Origin of the sequence: Pseudomonas sp. TH32, assembly GCF_016650855.1 — a bacterium.
In the GTDB taxonomy this organism is placed as follows: domain Bacteria; phylum Pseudomonadota; class Gammaproteobacteria; order Pseudomonadales; family Pseudomonadaceae; genus Aquipseudomonas.
Genome location: NZ_JAEKFA010000002.1, coordinates 838,069 through 855,300 on the forward strand (window position 1 = coordinate 838,069; position 17,232 = coordinate 855,300).

Below are 17,232 nucleotides of genomic sequence, written 5' to 3' on the forward strand. Positions count from 1 at the left end.
GTATTGGAAACAGTATCTACAGAGGAGTGTTCCTGGTGCCCAAGCAGCTGCACGTGAATTTGTTTGAGATGAACTGCGTCAGTCACATCGTCCATGGTTTGTGGGTGCACCCGGACAACAACCGGCACCGCTTCAACGACCTGGACTACTGGACCGAGCTTGCGCAATTGCTGGAATACGGCACCTTTGACGGTGTGTTCCTGGCCGACGTGATCGGCACCTACGACCGCTTTCGCGACGGCCCCGAAACCTCGCTGCGTGAAGGCATGCAGATCCCCAGCAACGACCCGCTGCTGGTGATTCCGGCGATGGCCGGGGTGACCCAGAATCTTGGTTTTGGCGCGACCTTTTCCACCACCTACGAACCGCCGTTCGCCTTTGCGCGGCGCATGAGCACCCTCGATCACCTGACCAAAGGCCGGGTGGGCTGGAACATCGTTACCTCGTACTTGCCGAACGCCGCGCGCAACTTCGGCCACGACACCGAGGTGGTCCACGATCACCGCTACGAGATCGCCGACGAATACCTCGACGTGCTCTACAAACTCTGGGAAGGCTCGTGGGACGACGACGCCGTGATCGTCGACCGCGAGCGGCGGATCTACACCGACCCGGACAAGGTGCGCTACATCAACCACGTCGGTGAGCACTTCAAGGTGGCCGGGCCGCACCTGTGCCAGCCTTCGCGGCAGCGTACGCCGGTGCTGTTCCAGGCTACGGGGTCACCGGCGGGCATCGAGTTTGCCGGGCGGCATGCTGAGGTGGTGTTTACCGGTGGTAATGATGCACCGGCGGTGCGCGCGAATATCCAGGCCATGCGGCAGAAGGCGGTGGAGCATGATCGCGATCCGGCGGGGTTGAAGTTTATCGTGATGGCCGGGGTGATCGTGGGGCGGACCGATGAGGAGGTCAGTGTCAAGCTCGACAGCTACCGCAAGCTGGTGAGTGTCGAGGCGTCCCTGGCTCATGGGCAGTCGGCGATCGACTTGACGGCGTATCCACGGGATACCCTGATCAGTGATCTGGTGAGTCGGCAGGTCAAGGGGTGGGAGAGTTTGAGTCGGTACAAAGCGGACTCCACTGTTGGGGCGGTATTGGCGCAGCTTGGGGGGTTTAATCGCGAGCGGTTTTTTGTGGCGGGTACACCGACGGTGGTGGCGGATGCGATTGAGAAATGGCTGGATGAGGATGGGATCGACGGGATCAACCTGAGGCAGTATTTGTCGTTTGAGACGGCGCGGGATTTCATTGAATTGGTGGTGCCGGAGTTGCGTCGTCGTGGGCGGTTTCGTGAGCGGTATAACGAGGGCGAGACGTTGCGGGAGCGGTTGTTCGGGGCTGGGCAGGCGCGGTTGCCTGGGGACCATTTTGGCGCGCGTTATCGGGATCCGGCGGCGTTGCTTCAGCCGGCGTTGCCGTTGCGGTTTTCGTTGTGAGTGGAGGGCTGCAGGAACCCCTGCATTTCAGACCGGCACGGGTGGAAGATGCGCCGCAGTTGGCGCTCATTCATTTGCAGACGTGGCAGGCGGCGTATCGGGAGATTCTGTCCGAGCGTTTTCTTGCTGACCTGAACGGCGGCGTGTCCCAGCGCACGGCCTTCCTGGCCCAGGCCATAGCCGGCGGCACATTGTCGGTGTGGGTGGTGGAGCGGGATGGGAAGTTGGTGGCGTGGGCGTCCTTTGGCAGCAGTCGGGATGTGGATGCGTCGTCGGCCACTGGAGAATTGCGTGCGCTCAATCTGTTGCCCGGGATTTGGGGGCAGGGGATTGGCACGCGGCTTTGGGGGCGGGTACGGGAGCAGTTGGTTGAGGCTGGGTATGCCAGTGCGACCGTTTGGGTGGTGCAGGGGAATCGGCGTGCTCTGGGTTTCTACCGAGCGCTTGGGTTTGTGGCTGAGCCGCATACTGAAAAGACGGTGGTGGAACATGATGAGCCGTTGCCGTTGGTGCGTTATCGGGTGCCTTTGGTGATTTCTGGGGGTGAGGGTTGAGTACATATCCGTTTCTTCGGTAACGGCTGCTTAGGGTTTCGCTCTTACAGCGACTCACTTTGGAAAAGCCCCAAAGTAAGCAAAGGGCTCTGCCCCGCCTGTCGGCGCCTCGCTAGGGCTCGGCGTTCCCTTGTAAGATTGTTTTCACCTGCTTCAGACCGTAGTGCCCTCTGATTTCGAGATCGTGAGTGAGCATGGGTCGGAGCAGGTTCCTTCCTAAACTAGTCCGAACGGTTGCCTGGGCGCAAAGCCCGATTCTGCAAGGTTGGACGTGAGGAAAACGCTATGGATCATGACTCTGCGTTCGTCGGAATTGATGTTTCCAAAAACAAGCTCGACTCATTCGTCAGCACTACTGGCCAAGTCGAACAGTTTTTCAATACTCAAGAAGATATCCAGCGTTTAGCTAAACATCTCAAGGCTCAGGAGCCGGTTTTGGTGGTGCTGGAAGCAACTGGCGGATATGAGCGGCTTGCCGCTGCCGAGCTTTGTGCTGCTGGATTACCCGTTGTTGTTGTCAATCCCCGTCAGGTTCGTGATTTCGCCAAGGCGACCGGTAGGCTGGCGAAAACCGACGCTCTGGATGCCCAGGTGATTGCGGAGTTTGCCCAGGCGGTCAAACCCGAGATTCGGGAGATGCCAGATGAACACGCTCGTGAACTGGCGGATCTACTGACTCGACGCCGCCAGCTCATCGATATGATCGTGGCGGAAGAGTCTCGACTGAAACAGGCGGTATTCAAGGCACTTCGACGGGACATCAAGGCACATATCGTCTGGCTTCAAAAGCGCCTTAAAAGCACAGACGATGACTTGCACGAAGCGATCAAAGCTTCGCCGGCTTGGAAGGCCAATTATGATTTGCTGCGCGAGGTATCGGGCGTTGGCAATGTGCTCGCACTTTCGCTGCTGGCAATGGTTCCGGAGCTGGGTAAGGTTAATCGCAAACAAGTGGCTGCATTGGTTGGTGTGGCCCCTTTTAACTGCGATAGCGGCCTCTACAAAGGACGTAGACGGATATGGGGTGGTCGAGCTGAGGTGCGAAGTGTCCTTTACATGGCTGTCTTGTCCTCGAAGAGCCATAACCCGGTGATCGAGAGGTTTTACAACCATCTGCTTGCTGCAGGGAAGACGAAGAAAGTAGCGCTGGTGGCATGCATGAGAAAGTTGCTGACGATCCTGAATGCGATGGTGCGCGATCAAAAGCATTTCGCTGAAATGGCTTGAATTTCGACACGGTTGCTCACTCCGGCATTGCTCCGCGGGCCGCCGCGACGGCCCGTCCCTGGCCCGTCGCGGCTAAACCGGCGTCCTGCCGGTTTACCCGCTCCTCAATCCCTGCGTTCGGCCTCGGGCTTATTGGGGCAGTCAGAGCCAGATCAAGATCAAAAGCAAGAGCACAGCGGCCTACAGGCCGGCTTGAGTGGTAGAAGCCAGATCAAAAGCCAAATCCAAAACCAAATCTGCAACTGATGCAGCTCTGCTTTTCTGTGGGAGCTGGCTTGCCTGCGATGCAGACAACTCGGTCTTTCAGGTACACCGAGGCGATGCTATCGCAGGCAAGCCAGCTCCCACATTTGACTGTGCCCGCTGTAGATTTTGATCTTGATGTTGCCTTTGCTTCACACCACTCAAGCCGGCCTGTAGGCCGCTGTGCTCTTGATCTGCTTTTGATCTTGATCTTAGGCGCCCCGTTAAACCACGCTGGCCGAAAGCAGGTAGTACGGAGCGGGTAAACCGGCAGGACGCCGGTTTAGCCGCGACGGGGCAGGGACGCCCCGTCGCGGCGGCCCGCGCAGTAGTACCGGAGAGAGGGCACACCGAGCCTAGGCGAGGTGCCGAGTGGTGGGGCAAGAGCGTTTTGCTTACTTTTGCGCTTTTCAAAAGTGAGCCGCTGTAAGAGCGGAACCCATAGCGGCCGTTACCGCAGCAACGGATATGTACTCGGTCCACCTCATTCCCAAGCTGTTGCCTGACCAACACTTCCCACACACATTGTCGTTTTCCCCAATCTCCCGCCCGCCCAATGTCCCGTATTTACGGCCCCTGAAACCCGGCATGCCTTGTGCAATGACCCAATCCCCGGACTTCAGGCCTCACTCATCATGCAAGAACCCGCCCCTTACCCGCGACGATCCAGCCCGCTACTCCTTCTGGGCACCGCCACACTCTGCGGCCTGCTCCTGGGCTGCGGCCAAAGCGGCTCGATCGTCACCCGCAGTGACCAACCGGTAAAAGGCGGCACCCTGGTCTACGCCACCGACCGCGAACCCACCTGCCTCGACCCCCACGTAGCCGGCGACATGCCCCAGGTGTTCGTCGCCCAGCAGTACCTGGACTCCCTGGTCTCGATGGACGCCGACGGCCGCATCGGCCCCTGGCTCGCCAAGACCTGGGAAGTGTCCCCGGACGGCCTGACCTACACCTTCCACCTGCGCAACGACGTGCACTTCACCGACGGCACCCCGTTCAACGCCGCCGCGGTCAAGGCCAACCTCGACCACATGGCCAACCCCAAGACCCAGTCCAGCACCGCAGGCGGCTACATCCGCCAATACCGCAGCACCGACGTGCTCGACGAATACACCGCCGTGGTGCACCTGGCCACGCCTTACGCGGCGTTTCTGGAAGTGTTGGCCCAAGGCTTCCTGGGCATCGAGTCGCCCACCGCACTGCTGCGCTCCCGCGACGTGAACTGCGAAAGCCCGGTCGGTAGCGGCCCGTTCAAGGTCGTGCGCTGGGACCGCCAGAGCCAGGTCGAGCTGGTGCGCAACCCCGACTACAACTGGGCGCCGCCCACCGCCAAACACCAGGGCCCGGCCTGGCTCGACCGGATCGTCTGGAAGTTCATCCAGGAACCTTCGGTGCGCTTCGCCTCGTTGCAGGCCGGTGAGGTCGATGTGATCGAAGCGTTACCGCCCGAATCCCACGAGGCCGCCCGGCGCAATCCGGACCTGACCCTGGTGATCGCCCAGCGCCCCGGCAACCCCACCAACGGCACGCTGAACATCACCCGCGCGCCGTTCGATGACTTGCGGGTGCGCGAAGCCTTTGTGCGCAGCTCCGACATCGAGGGTGCGTTGAAGAGTGTGTACTTCAACGAATTCCCCCGCGCCGGCGGCCCGTTGAGCCCGGCCACGCGCTTCTACAACCCGGAGTTCCAGCACGCCCAGGATTACGACCCGGCCCGGGCCGCGCAGTTGCTCGACCAGGCCGGCTGGACCCAGCGCGACAGCGAGGGCTACCGCACCAAGGACGGCAAGCGCCTGCAAGTCCATGTGGTGATGGGCAACCGCACGCCACCGTCGGAATACACCCTGTGGGAGCAGGTACAGGCCACTACCCGGCAGGCCGGCTTCGAGCTGATCGTCGACCAGATGAGCGACGTGCAGGCCACCAAGCGCCAGGCCGACTGGGACTACGACATTCGCCTCGGCTATTGGAACACCAACACCGCCGACGTGCTGCGGATCATCTTTGGCAGCGAGTTCATTCGCCCCGCAGGCGTGGGGGGCTACCACCAGAACACCGCAGGCTTCAGTGACCCGGCTTTCGACACGCTGATCCAGCAGGCCCTCACCACCCAGGACAGCGAGCAGCGCCGGGCCCTGTATTACCAGGCGCAGAAGATCGCTTCCAGCCAGTACCTGCAATTGACCACCTACCCGCAAAGCACGCGGCTGGGTATCTACAAGACCACCCAGGGCGTGCGGCTGGAGCCGTCGCTGGCGGTGACCTATCTCTATGACGCATGGGTGAACAAATGAGCACGACATCACTTGCCAACCCACGGCGCGAGCGCCTGGCCCGGCTCGGCAAACGTGCGCTGTGGCGCCTTGCCGGCGGGGTGCTTGTGCTCTGGGCGGTGGCCACGCTGACCTTCTTTGCCTTGCGCCTGATGCCCGGCGATCCGGTGCAGGCGATCCTCGGCGGCCCGAGTGGCAACCCCACCCCGGAGACCATCGCCGAAGCCACCCGCGAGTACGGCCTCGACAAACCACTGGCGGTGCAATACGCGCTGTACCTCGGGCGCCTGGTGCAGGGTGACCTGGGGGTTTCCTATTCCCAGCATCTGCCGGTGACCCGAGTGCTCGCCGAGCAATCCTGGCCGACCCTGGAGCTGACCCTGACGTCGCTCGCGTTGGCCTGGGTGCTGGTGCTGGCGCTGACGGTGCTGACCGCCGGGCGCCGACGCTGGGTGGCCAGCCTGGCCTCGTTGGCCGAAACCCTGGCCGCCGCGTTGCCGCATTTCTGGTTGGGGATTCTGCTGCTGGCGGTGTTTGCGTTCGGCCTGCGGCTGTTCCCGCCGGCGGGCAGTGACGGCTGGCGCACGCTGGTATTGCCGTCGTTCGCCCTGGCGATTCCGCTGGCGGGGTTTATCGCCCAGGTCACCCGTGAATCCCTGGATTTGACCCTCGACCAACCCTTCATCCTGACTGCCCGAACCCGTGGCCTGAGTGACTTCAACGTGCGCTTCAAACACGCACTGCGCCACGCGGTATTGCCGGGCATCTCGCTGTCGGGCTGGGCCATCGGCGCGCTGATCAGTGGCGCGGTGGTGATTGAAGTGATCTTTTCCCGCAAGGGCCTTGGCCGTCAGCTGTACCAGGCGGTGCAGGCACAGGACCTGCCGCTGACCATCGGCATCAGCCTGGTGGTCGCTGCCGGTTACGTGCTCGCCAACATTCTGGTCGACCTGCTGTACCTGTGGGTCGACCCTCGCCAACAGGAGATTCCAGCATGAGCGGCCTGACCCTCGAAGCTCCGCTGCCGGCGCTGCGGATTCAGCGCACCACCCGCACGCTGCGGCCCGGCCCGCTGTTGGCGATTACCTTTCTGCTGCTGGTGATTGTCGCGGCGCTGGTGCCGCAGTTGTTCGCCTACAGCGACCCGCTGGCCATCGTGCCCCGCGACGCGTTTCATTCGCCGAGCCTGGCCCACTGGTTCGGCACTGATCAGTCGGGGCGGGATATCTTTTCCCGGGTGATCTACGGCACGCGCCAGTCGCTGTTTATCGGGCTTGCTGCAACCGCTATCGCCATGAGCATCGCCATCGTGCTCGGCCTGCTGGGCGGGCTCGGCGGCGCGCGGGTGGACCGTGGCGTGGGTTGGTTGCTGGAAGTGCTGTTTGCGTTCCCGAGCCTGATTCTGGCGCTGCTGTTCGTGGCGATCTTCGGCAGCGGCATTGGCCCGCTGATTGTCGCCACCGGGCTGGGCAGCGCACCGGGTTACGCACGCATGGTTCGCGGCCAGGTGCTGGCGGTGCGCAACGCGGGCTACATCGAAGCGGCCCGGGCCCTCGGGCATCCGCCGCTGCGCATCATCCTGCGCCAGCTGCTGCCGAACGCCATGCGCCCGTTGATCGTGACCCTGACCATGGGCGTGGGCCAGGCGATTGTCTGGGCCTCGGCCCTGAGCTTTCTCGGCCTGGGCGCACGTCCACCGGCGCCGGAGTGGGGGACCATGCTGTCCATGGGCCGCGACTTTATCGCCAACGCCTGGTGGCTGACGTTCTTCCCCGGCCTGTTCATCGTATTGACCACGCTGTCGACCACGGTCACTGGCCGTTACCTGCAACAACGCCTGGAGGGCCGTCTTTCATGAGCGACCAGAAACGCTTGATCGTTGAAGGGCTGTCCATCGAGTTTGCCGGGCAGTCGGTGGTACGCAATCTGTCTTTCACCCTGGAGCCGGGCAAAACCCTGGCGCTGGTGGGTGAGTCCGGCTCGGGCAAAAGCGTCACCGCCCGCAGCCTGATCGGCCTGGCGGGGGCGGGCGCCAAGGTCACGGCGCGCACCTTGAGTTACGACGGAGTGGATTTGCTCAGCCTGTCGGAGCGCGGCTGGCGCCGTTTGCGCGGCAACGGCATCGGCTTCGTATTGCAGGATGCTCTGGTGTCCCTCGACCCGTTGCGGCCGGTGGGCAAGGAAATTCTCGAAGTGCTGGAGACCCACCGCTGGGGCGACCGTCGCAGCCGTGGCGAGCGGGTCATCGAGCTGCTGGACCTGGTCGGTGTACCCGAGCCGCAACTGCGTGCCCGCCAGCGTCCCGATCAACTCTCTGGCGGCCTGCGCCAGCGTGCGCTGATTGCCAGCGCGCTGGCGTTGAACCCCGGCCTGGTGATTGCCGATGAACCCACCACCGCGCTGGATGCCACGGTGCAGGCGCAGATTCTGCAGGTGTTGCAGCAGATCAAGGCCCGTGGCGATTCGCTGCTGATCATCAGCCATGACCTGGCGGTGGTCGCGCAACTGGCGGATGAGGTACTTGTTTTGCGCCACGGTGAAGTGGTGGAGCAGGGCCCGATGGATCAGCTGCTGCTCAACCCGCGCCACGCCTACACGCGCTCGCTGCTGGATGCGGTGCCCGCCGAGCATGCCCGGGGCACACGCCTGTCGCCGGAGCGCAGCAATGCTGTCGCTCAGCCGCGGCCGGGCGCGGACTCGCCGGTGTTGCTCAAGGCCACGGGCCTGGGCAAACGGTATGTCGGCCCCGATCAACAGTCACGCCAAGTGGTGGACGGCGTCAGCTTTGAGCTGCGCGCCGGCCGCACCCTGGGCATCGTCGGTGAGTCCGGTTCGGGCAAAACCACGGTGGCGCGCATCGCCCTCGGGCTGCTGCAACCGGATGCCGGCGAGGTGCGTTTTCTTGACCAGCCATGGGCAGCCGCAGGCGCCGAACGGGTCGAGGAGAAAACCCGACGTTTGCATCGCCGCGACATCAGCGTGATCTATCAGGACCCGCTGAGTTCATTCGACCCGCGCTGGACGGTCGGGCAGATCCTCAGTGATGCGCTGGACGTCGCAGGCATCGACGCCGAGCAACAGGCCGCCCGAGTGGCGCAGTTGCTCGACCAGGTCCGCCTGGCGCCGCAACTGGCCGAGCGTCGGCCGCTGCAATTGTCGGGCGGGCAGCGTCAGCGCGTGGCGATTGCCCGGGCGATTGCCAGCAACCCCAAGGTGATTATCTGTGACGAGCCGGTGTCGGCGCTGGATGTGTCGGTGCAGGCCCAGGTGCTGGACCTGCTGGCCGACCTGCAAGCCTCGCTGGGCCTGGCCTACCTTTTTATTTCCCACGACCTCGGCGTGATTCGCCACGTCAGCGATGAAGTGTTGGTGATGCGCCACGGCCAGGTGGTGGAAAGTGCGAGCGTCGAGACGTTGTTTGAGTCCCCCCAACATGAATACACCCAACGCCTGCTGGGCGCAGTCCCGCGCCTGCCCGGCAGCGGCACGCAGTTGGTCGTGCCGGCCCTGGAGCCGGAACACCCCGGCTGGCTGTTTGATGAATCGCGCCTGTGGAAAATCGCCATCTAGACCTGAATCAAGGAAGTGCCATGAGCAAGTTGTCTGCTGTACCCACGCCACCGGTTGTGACGGTGGCCGAACTGAACGCCCGCGCCGACCGCATCCTGCCGCAGATCGCTGCTGGCGCTGCGCAACGCGAGCGCGACCGCCAGCTGCCGTACGAGGCGGTGGCGCAGATCGCCCAGGCGGGGCTGTTTACCGTGCGGATTCCCAAGCGTTTTGGCGGCGCCGGTGGTTCGGTCAAGGACGTGATTGCCTTGCTGATTCGCATCGCCTCGGCCGACTCCAACGTGGCCCAGGCCCTGCGCCCCGGTTTCGGGTTTGTCGAAGGCTTGCTGGCCTCCCGCGCCGAGGGGGCGGAAGAGGAGCGTGAGCGCTGGTTCGAGCGCTATCGGCAAGGCGCCGTGATCGGCAATGCCGGCTGGGAAGTCGGTGGTGCCAACGGTTCCATCAGCGCGCGTATCGTGCGTGACGGCGAGCATTTCCGCGCGTCCGGCAGCAAGTACTACAGCACCGGTTCGTTGTACGCCGATTGGGTCAGTGCGGTGGCCCTGGACGAAAATGACCAGCCCGTCTCCTTCATCCTGCCCCGGGACCGCCAGGGCCTGGAGCTGCTGGATGATTTCGACGCCATGGGCCAGCGCCTGACCGCCAGCGGCACCACCCATCTGCATGACGTGCAGGTGTTGGCCAGCGAGATCCGCACCCGCACGGTCGAGGAGGGCAAGCGCACGATTGTCACGCCGTTCCTGCAGGTGTTCCTCGCGGCGGTGCAGGCCGGTATTGCGCGCAATGCGCTGAATGATGCGGTGACCTTCGCCAAGGACCATGCGCGGCCGATCAAGCACAGCAGCGCCACCCGCTCGGTGGATGACCCGTATGTGGAGCTGAGCGTGGGCGACGTTTCGGCCCGGGCGTTTACCGCCGAAGCGGTGGTGCTGCATGCGGCCGACTCCATCGACCGCGCCTGGGCGGCCGATCTGGAGGCGGTGGCCGTCGACCAGGCAGCGGTGGATGTGGCGCAGGCGCAATATATCGCCGCCGAATCGGCACTCAAGGCCGCCGAGCTGGTGTTCGACGTGGGTGGCGCGTCCACCACCGGCCGCGCCCATAACCTGGACCGCCACTGGCGCAACGCGCGCACCGTGGCCAACCACAATCCCCGGCACTGGAAGGCCGCGGCCGTGGGCGCCTGGCAACTCAAGGGCACGCCACCACCGACCTCGGGGCTGTTTTGAACAAAGCCCTCGACCTTTCACTCCCCGTGGGCGAAGTGGGCACCGGGCACGCGCGCCGGGTGCCGATGATCATCGGCTGTGCGCTGTTCATGGAACTGATCGACGCCACGGCGGTGCTCACGGCGCTGCCGCAGATGGCCCAGGATTTCGGCGAGCCGAGCGTGCGCATGAACCTGGTGGTGTCGCTGTACCTGCTGGCGGTGGCGCTGTTTGTGCCGGTCAGTGGCTGGGCGGCCGACCGGTTCGGGCCGCGCCGGGTATTTATCAGCGCGATCGTGCTGTTTACCCTGGCGTCGGTGGCGTGTGCCTGCTCGGGCTCGCTGCTGCAACTGTCCCTGGCGCGGTTGGCCCAGGGCGCTTCGGGGGCGATGATGGTGCCGGTGGGGCAGGTGATCCTGCTGCGCTGGTCGGCGCGGGAAAACCTCCTGCGCGCCATGTCTTACCTGACGGTGGCGGCGCTGGTGGGGCCGCTGCTGGGCCCTCCGTTGGGCGGTTTGCTGGTGACGGTGTTGTCGTGGCACTGGATCTTCCTGATCAACGTGCCCATCGGCGTGCTCGGGGTCATGCTGGTGCTGCGCTACATCCCGGACTATTCCGGAATGCCTGGCCAACCATTGGACGTTCCCGGCCTATTGCTCAGCGGTGTGGCACTGGGCGGGCTGGTGTTCGGTTTCGAGGTGCTGGGCCACGGCCTGTTGCCTCGTCAGTGGGCGTTGCTGCTGATTGGCGGCGGTCTGTTGAGTGCCTGGCTGTATGTCCGGCATGCGCGGCGCACGGCCCACCCGTTGATCGATTTCTCATTGTTGAAAATACCGACCTTCGCGGTGAGCTTCTGGGGCGGCAACCTGATGCGTATCGGCAGTGCTTCACAGCCGTTTTTGCTGGTGCTGCTGTTCCAGCTGTGTTTCGGGCTTAACCCGTTGCAGGCCGGGCTGCTGAGCGTTGCCGGCGGCGTGGGGGCGTTCCTGATGAAGATGCTGGCGGTACGGATTGTCAGCCGCTTCGGTTTCCGGCGCACCTTGATCAGCAATGCCGTGCTCACCGGTGCAACCATCCTGGCGTGCAGCCTGTTCGAGGTATCGACGCCTTACTGGATTGTAATACTGGTGTTATTTGGCAGCGGGATCATTCGCTCGCTGCAATTCAGCACCCTGGGTGCGTTGACCTATGCCGACGTGCCACCGGAGCAATCCAGCCGTGCCAGTAGCCTGTCGGCGATGACCATTCAGTTGACGTTGAGTTTGTCGGTGGGCATCGCGGCGGGCCTGCTCGGCTTGATCATGGCCATGCGCGGGCATGCCACGGTCGAGCAGAGTGATATCGCCTGGATCATGGGGGTGCCGGATTGCTGTGTGCATTATCGGGGCTGGTTTATCGCAGGCTGTCGCCGCAGGCAGGCTCGGCGATTTATGCAAAACGCGCAGAGGGAATTTGATGATTCGTGCAGCACGTATCGAGGACGCGGGTGACATCGCCCGGGTGCATATCCGCAGTTGGCAGGAGGCTTACCGTGAGCTGATGCCCGTGGATTACCTGGCTTCGCTGGAGGCGACACAGACCCGGCGCGAAGCTGCCTGGCGGCAGTTGATCGAGCAGGGACGCGAAGCGGTGTTTGTGGCAGAGGTCGATGGGCAGGTGGTCGGCTGGATTGCCGTGAGCCCGAGCCGCGATGAGGACGCTGACCCCGGCAAGACCGGCGAAGTGCAGGCGGTGTATGTGCTGGCCGAGCATTGGGGAACCGGGGTGGGGTGGGCGCTGTGGCTCAAGGGTTTGGAACATCTCGCCAGCCAGGGCCTGGAGACGGCGACGTTGTGGGTGCTGGCTGAAAACCAGCGGGCAATACGCTTTTACCAAAACGCCGGATGGACAGCGCAGGCCGAATCAAGCCGTACCCTTACCCGGGGCGGTTGTGAGCTGGAGGAAATTCGCTACCAATCCCAAAAGTGACGCTGAACTTGTGCCTAGGGAGCTTGCTGTGGCGAGGGAGCTTGCTCCCGCTGGAGTGCGAAGCGCTCCCAGGATTTTGGGGCCGCTGCGCAGCCCAGCGGGAGCAAGCTCCCTCGCCACAGCAGCTCCCTGCCACAGCAAGCGCCCTGCCACAGGTGATTCGGTTGTCTGTTCCATTTGCTGACCATCAGGCACCGACGGTGCCATTTTTTGCCTGAAAGCTGCGCGGCCACAGGCGTCATTCAGGAATGTCATCGGCCATGAGCTCGTCTTTTTCATTGTTTCGCACCTGGAATGTCCAACACTTGCCGTCGACCCCGGCGGCGTTTGTGCGGCATTTCATCGGTCATTTCAAAGGGTGGTACCTGGCGATTCTGCTGCTGCAGATTGCCGCCGTGGTGTGTTCGATCCTGATTCCCTGGGGCCTGGGGCAAATCACCCGCACCGTGAGCAACGGCCTGGAGGCGGAGCGCGCGTTTGAGGTGCTGCGCTGGCCCTTGACCCTGTTCGCGGTACTGCTGGTGTGCGAGGTGCTGTTTACCCGCGCGGCGGCGGGTTGTCATATCCATGTGTTGCCGTTGCAGCGGCGTACGGTGACCCATGTGGTGTTCGCCTACCTGCAACAGCATTCCCACCGTTTTATCAGCAACGAGTTCGCCGGCGCCTTGGCGCACCGGGTGTCGGAAGTGACCCTCGGGGTGAACCAGACCCTGAGCATCCTGCTGTTCGACCTGATCCCGCTGCTGGTTACGCTGAGCCTGGCCACGGCGTTGCTGTGGACCGCATCGCCGCTGTTGGCGCTGTTCATGGCCGGCTGGTCGGTGGTGTTCATCGCCATCTGTTACCTGCTGGCGCGGCGCAGTCATCCGCTGGCGCAGCAGTATTCGGCCGCCCGCAGCACCAGCACCGGCAAGGTGGTGGACGCGGTGTCCAACCTTGCCAATATCCGCCTGTTTGCCCGTCATGCATTCGAGCACAGCTACCTGGGCACCTTCCTCGACAAGGAGGTGACCGCGGCCTATCGCTCCCTCGGCTACATGGAGCGCATCCGCTGGTTCCAGACCAGCTGTGGCGTGGTGCTCAAGCTGGGGCTGTTGTTGCTCGCGCTCTATCTGTGGCGCAGTCACCGCATCGATATCGCCGCGTTTGTGATGTCCACCAGCCTTTCGCTATTGATCATCAGCGATGTCGAAAACCTGTCGCGGCGCTTTCTCGAATTTTTCGAAGCCACCGGCAATATCGCCAACGGCGTGCGCACCCTGATTCGCCCCCACGAAGTCATCGACCGACCCGGTGCCAAGGCGCTGCAGGTCAAGCGCGGGGATATCGAGTTTCGCGACGTGGGTTTCAGTTACGGCGCCGGCCGGCCGATTTTCGAGCAGATGAATATCGTCATCCCCGCCGGCCAGAAAGTCGGCCTGGTGGGCGCCTCGGGCTCCGGCAAGTCGACGCTGCTGAGCTTGCTGCTGCGCCTCTACGACGTGCAGCAAGGCCAGGTGCTGGTGGACGGCAAGGACGTGCGCCACGTCACCCAGCATTCGCTGCACCAGCAGATCGGCCTGATTCCCCAGGAGCCCGGCCTGTTTCACCGCAGCATTCGCGAAAACATCCACTACGGCCGCCTGGATGCCTCGATGGACGAAGTCGCCGAGGCGATCCATCGCGCCGGTGCCAGTGAGTTTATCGACAGCATGGAACACGGCTACGAGTCGTTGGTGGGCGAGCGCGGGGTCAAGTTGTCCGGCGGCCAGCGCCAGCGCATTGCGATCGCCCGGGTGTTGCTGAAGAACGCGCCGATCCTGGTGATGGATGAAGCCACCTCCAGCCTGGACTCGATCACCGAGCGTTTCATCCAGGACAAACTCGACGAAATCATGGAAGACAAGACTGTCTTGGTGGTCGCGCATCGGCTGTCCACCGTGGCTCATCTGGACCGGATCCTGGTGTTCGACAATGGCCGGGTTGTCGAAGACGGCAGCCACGAACAACTGCTGCGCCAGGGCGGCCACTATGCGCGGTTGTGGAGTCGCCAGTTCAGTGATGCGCTGGACGAAGCGGTGCTGTGATCAGGCGGCGTACCGGGTACGCCGCGCTGTGCCGCTCAGATCGACAGGTGCAGCACCCGCTCATCCTTGGTGTTGGCCAATGGGCGGCGCTTGTTGACCTTCAGTTCGCCCAGGTTGATCAGTAAGGTGCGGGTCACGTTGCGGCTGAGCCCCAGCAACTCGGCGGTGTGCACCTGGTTGTGCTGGCAGAGCCGGTAGGCGGCGGTCAACAGGCTGCGCTCGACCTGTTCGTGGAGGTTGTCGATCTGCTCTTCGAACAGTCGCTGGAAGGCCAGGTCGAGCAGGTCATGGGCCGTGGTGCTGTCTTCCTGGCGTTCGATGCGCAAGTTGGACATGCGCAGGTCATCGGCCTGGATCACGCCGTCGCGGCAGATCAGCAAGGTGTGGTGAATGACGTTTTCCAGCTCGCGGATATTCCCCGGCCAACTGTACGTGGCCAGCCGTTGCTCGGCTTCCTTGCTCAAGATGATCTCGCCGTACCCCAGGCGGCGGGTGTAGGTGTCGATGAAATACTGCACCAGCGGCAGGATATCGCCGGGGCGATCCCGCAATGGGCTGAGTTCCAGGTTGACCACGTTCAGGCGGTAGAACAGGTCCTCGCGAAAATGCCCGGCGTTGATCGCTTTTTCCAACTGTACGTTGGTCGCCGCCAGCACCCGCACATTGATCGGAATGCTTTTGCGCGAACCCAGGCGCACCACTTCACGCTCTTGCAACACCCGCAGCAGCTTGACCTGGATCGACATCGGCAGGTCGCCGATTTCATCCAGGAACAGCGTGCCGCCGTTGGCTTCTTCAAACCAGCCGGCCTTGGCGCTGAGGGCGCCGGTGAATGCGCCTTTCTCGTGGCCGAACAGTTCGGCTTCCACCAGGGACTCTGAGAACGCGCCACAATTTACCGCCACGAACGGCTGCGCCTTGCGGCCGCTGAGGTTGTGAACGTGGCGCGCCACCAGCTCCTTGCCGGTGCCGGTTTCACCGATGATCAGCACGCTGGCTTCGCTCGGCGCGACTTGTTGCACGTGCTTGAGCAAGGCCTTGGACCTGGGGTCTTCAAACACCTGCGCGGTGGCGCGGATAGAGGTGGCAAGGGCGGGCGAGGGCGGTAAGGTCAGCAGTTGCATGGTGATCCCTTTGAATAAAAGATCAGGAATAAAAAGTCGGGATGGGCGGGGTACCGTTCAGTGCCCACTCCCCCAGTTCATGGAGTTTGTAATCCAGTGGGTCATGCAGGCTTTGGGTGCGCAAATTGCGCCAATGCCTGTCGAGCGCCACCGAGGCGTTGGTAGCCCGCGCGCCGGTAACCTCGAAGACCTTGCTACACAACTCCAGGCCGTTGCGGCTGGCGGCGACTTTGGCGGTGGCGATGGCAATGGCCGCTTCCCCGCGCTCCTCGCTGGTCAGTGCCGGCCCCTTGGCCCACGCCGTGTCCAGCACCTGGCCGGCGCGCTCCACCAACAGGCGGGTGCTTTGCAGCGCCACCCAGAAGTCGCCGTAATGGCTGAGGATGTAAGGGTCCTGGGTGCTGTGGCTGGCGCTGGAGCGGAACCACGGGCGGGCTTCTTCCAGGGTGTATTGGCGCGCCTCTTCGAACGCGCCTTCGGCGATACCCAGGAAGATGTTGGCGAAGTGCAGTTGCGCAATCAGCGGGCGCAGGCAGGCGAACGGCGTGCTCAACGGGCCCGGGTCCAGCAGCAGGTCGGATTCTTCCACGCGTACGCGCTTGAAGGTCACGCTGCCGCTGTCGGTCTGGCGCTGGCCCATGTTGTTCCAGTCGTTGTGCAGGATGATCCCGCTGCGGGCACTGGGAATGGCCGCGATCAGCAACTTGCCGCCGGCGCTTTCATCGATGGCCGAGGCGATCAGCATTTCTGAATCGTTGGCGCCGGAGCAGAAGTTCTTCTGCCCCGAGAATTCCCGCCAGCCCGTGTGGCGCTTGACCACCGTGCGGGTGTCCAGCGGGTTCAGGGTGTTGCCCCAGAACCAGTTGTTGCTGGCGGTCAGGCTGAACCAGGTTTGCCACTGCGCGGGCGTGGCGAACAACCGGACGGTGGCAAGCATCAGGTGATGAAAACCGAATACATGGGCGATGGAGCTGTCGACGCGGGCAAATTCGCGCACCACCTCGAAGGTTTCCGACCAGTTGGCGTCCAGCCCGCCGAATTGCCCGGGAATGCTCAGGGACAACAGGCCGCTGCTGCGCAGCTTGTCGCGCTCGGCCTTGGGCGTGCCGCCGGTGGCGTCCCGGTCGACGGCGGTGCGGGCGAACTCGCTCGCCAGGTCACGGGCAATCTCCAGCGGGGTCCTGCGGGTGCAGAGTAAGTTGACCGTCACGCGTGAATACCTCGTTGCTTAATAGTCGCAGATGCTTGAATTGATTGACTGGCTAGAGCAAGAGCCATACCAAGTAAGGACAAGCCGATAACTTGCACCTTCTTAGAGGTGTGCAGAAAAAGAGAGTGTCGAATACACAACTTTTGTTGGTCAGCTGTTGGGATTTGCACAGTTGTGACGGAGCCCTGTAGCCCGGGGCTTTGGTTATGCCTTTATCGATTGAACATATAATTGAATGTGTTTTTTCCGCATTGTTGTGAATCGAACATTTCACCAGCAAAGTGTTGCGCCTGTGGCGATTAAATAGGGCGATGGGCCCCTATTTGTTGATGTTTTGACGTGGCACGAAC

General features: G+C 63.0%; 12 protein-coding genes and 1 pseudogene. 11 read left to right on the plus strand and 2 right to left on the minus strand.

Annotated features, from left to right (window positions below; all coding sequences use genetic code 11):
• Positions 1-35: 35 nt before the first annotated feature.
• From JFV30_RS07680 to JFV30_RS07730, 11 genes and pseudogenes are all read left to right on the plus strand, one after another.
• The gene (locus JFV30_RS07680) at positions 36-1,436 is read left to right on the plus strand and encodes an NtaA/DmoA family FMN-dependent monooxygenase (protein ID WP_201122838.1); all 1,401 of its coding nucleotides are present in this window, start codon (positions 36-38) and stop codon (positions 1,434-1,436) included.
• Positions 1,433-1,990 carry a GNAT family N-acetyltransferase gene (locus JFV30_RS33030; RefSeq protein ID WP_201122840.1) on the plus strand — a complete coding sequence of 186 codons (558 nt, stop codon included), beginning with the start codon at positions 1,433-1,435 and terminating at the stop codon, positions 1,988-1,990. Before JFV30_RS07680 ends, JFV30_RS33030 begins: the two co-directional genes overlap by 4 nt.
• 285 nt (positions 1,991-2,275) lie before the next feature.
• Entirely contained in the window at positions 2,276-3,217 is a 942-nt protein-coding gene (locus JFV30_RS07690; RefSeq protein WP_201121537.1) for an IS110 family transposase, read from the plus strand.
• Between the two features lie 878 nt (positions 3,218-4,095).
• Positions 4,096-5,757 carry an ABC transporter substrate-binding protein gene (locus tag JFV30_RS07695; RefSeq protein ID WP_201122842.1) on the plus strand — a complete coding sequence of 554 codons (1,662 nt, stop codon included), beginning with the start codon at positions 4,096-4,098 and terminating at the stop codon, positions 5,755-5,757.
• Positions 5,754-6,734 (plus strand): ABC transporter permease, encoded by a 981-nt coding sequence (locus tag JFV30_RS07700; RefSeq protein WP_201122844.1) that lies wholly within the window; start codon positions 5,754-5,756, stop codon positions 6,732-6,734. Before JFV30_RS07695 ends, JFV30_RS07700 begins: the two co-directional genes overlap by 4 nt.
• Positions 6,731-7,594, plus strand: a complete 864-nt coding sequence (locus tag JFV30_RS07705; RefSeq protein ID WP_201122846.1) for an ABC transporter permease — start codon at positions 6,731-6,733, stop codon at positions 7,592-7,594. Before JFV30_RS07700 ends, JFV30_RS07705 begins: the two co-directional genes overlap by 4 nt.
• Positions 7,591-9,306: a dipeptide ABC transporter ATP-binding protein gene (locus JFV30_RS07710; RefSeq protein ID WP_201122849.1), complete on the plus strand. Its 1,716-nt coding sequence runs from the start codon at positions 7,591-7,593 to the stop codon at positions 9,304-9,306. Before JFV30_RS07705 ends, JFV30_RS07710 begins: the two co-directional genes overlap by 4 nt.
• Positions 9,307-9,326: 20 nt before the next feature.
• The gene (locus JFV30_RS07715) at positions 9,327-10,535 is read left to right on the plus strand and encodes an acyl-CoA dehydrogenase family protein (RefSeq protein ID WP_010175501.1); all 1,209 of its coding nucleotides are present in this window, start codon (positions 9,327-9,329) and stop codon (positions 10,533-10,535) included.
• Positions 10,532-11,970: pseudogene (locus tag JFV30_RS07720) on the plus strand (MFS transporter). The gene JFV30_RS07715 and the pseudogene JFV30_RS07720 overlap by 4 nt, the downstream one beginning before the upstream one ends.
• Positions 11,970-12,482 carry a GNAT family N-acetyltransferase gene (locus JFV30_RS07725; RefSeq protein WP_201122851.1) on the plus strand — a complete coding sequence of 171 codons (513 nt, stop codon included), beginning with the start codon at positions 11,970-11,972 and terminating at the stop codon, positions 12,480-12,482. The pseudogene JFV30_RS07720 and the gene JFV30_RS07725 overlap by 1 nt, the downstream one beginning before the upstream one ends.
• Before the next feature lie 260 nt (positions 12,483-12,742).
• Positions 12,743-14,548 (plus strand): ABC transporter ATP-binding protein, encoded by a 1,806-nt coding sequence (locus JFV30_RS07730; protein ID WP_201122853.1) that lies wholly within the window; start codon positions 12,743-12,745, stop codon positions 14,546-14,548.
• Between the two features lie 35 nt (positions 14,549-14,583).
• Here JFV30_RS07730 and JFV30_RS07735 read toward each other — a convergent pair whose 3' ends face one another.
• Both JFV30_RS07735 and JFV30_RS07740 read right to left on the minus strand, forming a co-directional pair.
• The gene (locus JFV30_RS07735; protein WP_201122855.1) at positions 14,584-15,672 is read right to left on the minus strand and encodes a sigma-54 interaction domain-containing protein; all 1,089 of its coding nucleotides are present in this window, start codon (positions 15,670-15,672) and stop codon (positions 14,584-14,586) included.
• A gap of 22 nt (positions 15,673-15,694) precedes the next feature.
• Positions 15,695-16,882, minus strand: a complete 1,188-nt coding sequence (locus JFV30_RS07740) for an acyl-CoA dehydrogenase family protein (protein WP_010175491.1) — start codon at positions 16,880-16,882, stop codon at positions 15,695-15,697.
• Positions 16,883-17,232: the final 350 nt, after the last annotated feature.

What these genes read in the sequence shown, in the direction of transcription:
- JFV30_RS07690 (WP_201121537.1), top strand. Translation starts at nt 2,276, where the DNA reads ATGGATCATGACTCTGCGTTCGTCGGAATTGATGTTTCCAAAAACAAG.
- JFV30_RS07695 (WP_201122842.1), top strand. Translation starts at nt 4,096, where the DNA reads ATGCAAGAACCCGCCCCTTACCCGCGACGATCCAGCCCGCTACTCCTT.
- JFV30_RS07700 (WP_201122844.1), top strand. Translation starts at nt 5,754, where the DNA reads ATGAGCACGACATCACTTGCCAACCCACGGCGCGAGCGCCTGGCCCGG.
- JFV30_RS07705 (WP_201122846.1), top strand. Translation starts at nt 6,731, where the DNA reads ATGAGCGGCCTGACCCTCGAAGCTCCGCTGCCGGCGCTGCGGATTCAG.
- JFV30_RS07710 (WP_201122849.1), top strand. Translation starts at nt 7,591, where the DNA reads ATGAGCGACCAGAAACGCTTGATCGTTGAAGGGCTGTCCATCGAGTTT.
- JFV30_RS07715 (WP_010175501.1), top strand. Translation starts at nt 9,327, where the DNA reads ATGAGCAAGTTGTCTGCTGTACCCACGCCACCGGTTGTGACGGTGGCC.
- JFV30_RS07725 (WP_201122851.1), top strand. Translation starts at nt 11,970, where the DNA reads ATGATTCGTGCAGCACGTATCGAGGACGCGGGTGACATCGCCCGGGTG.
- JFV30_RS07730 (WP_201122853.1), top strand. Translation starts at nt 12,743, where the DNA reads ATGAGCTCGTCTTTTTCATTGTTTCGCACCTGGAATGTCCAACACTTG.
- JFV30_RS07735 (WP_201122855.1), bottom strand. Translation starts at nt 15,672, where the DNA reads ATGCAACTGCTGACCTTACCGCCCTCGCCCGCCCTTGCCACCTCTATC.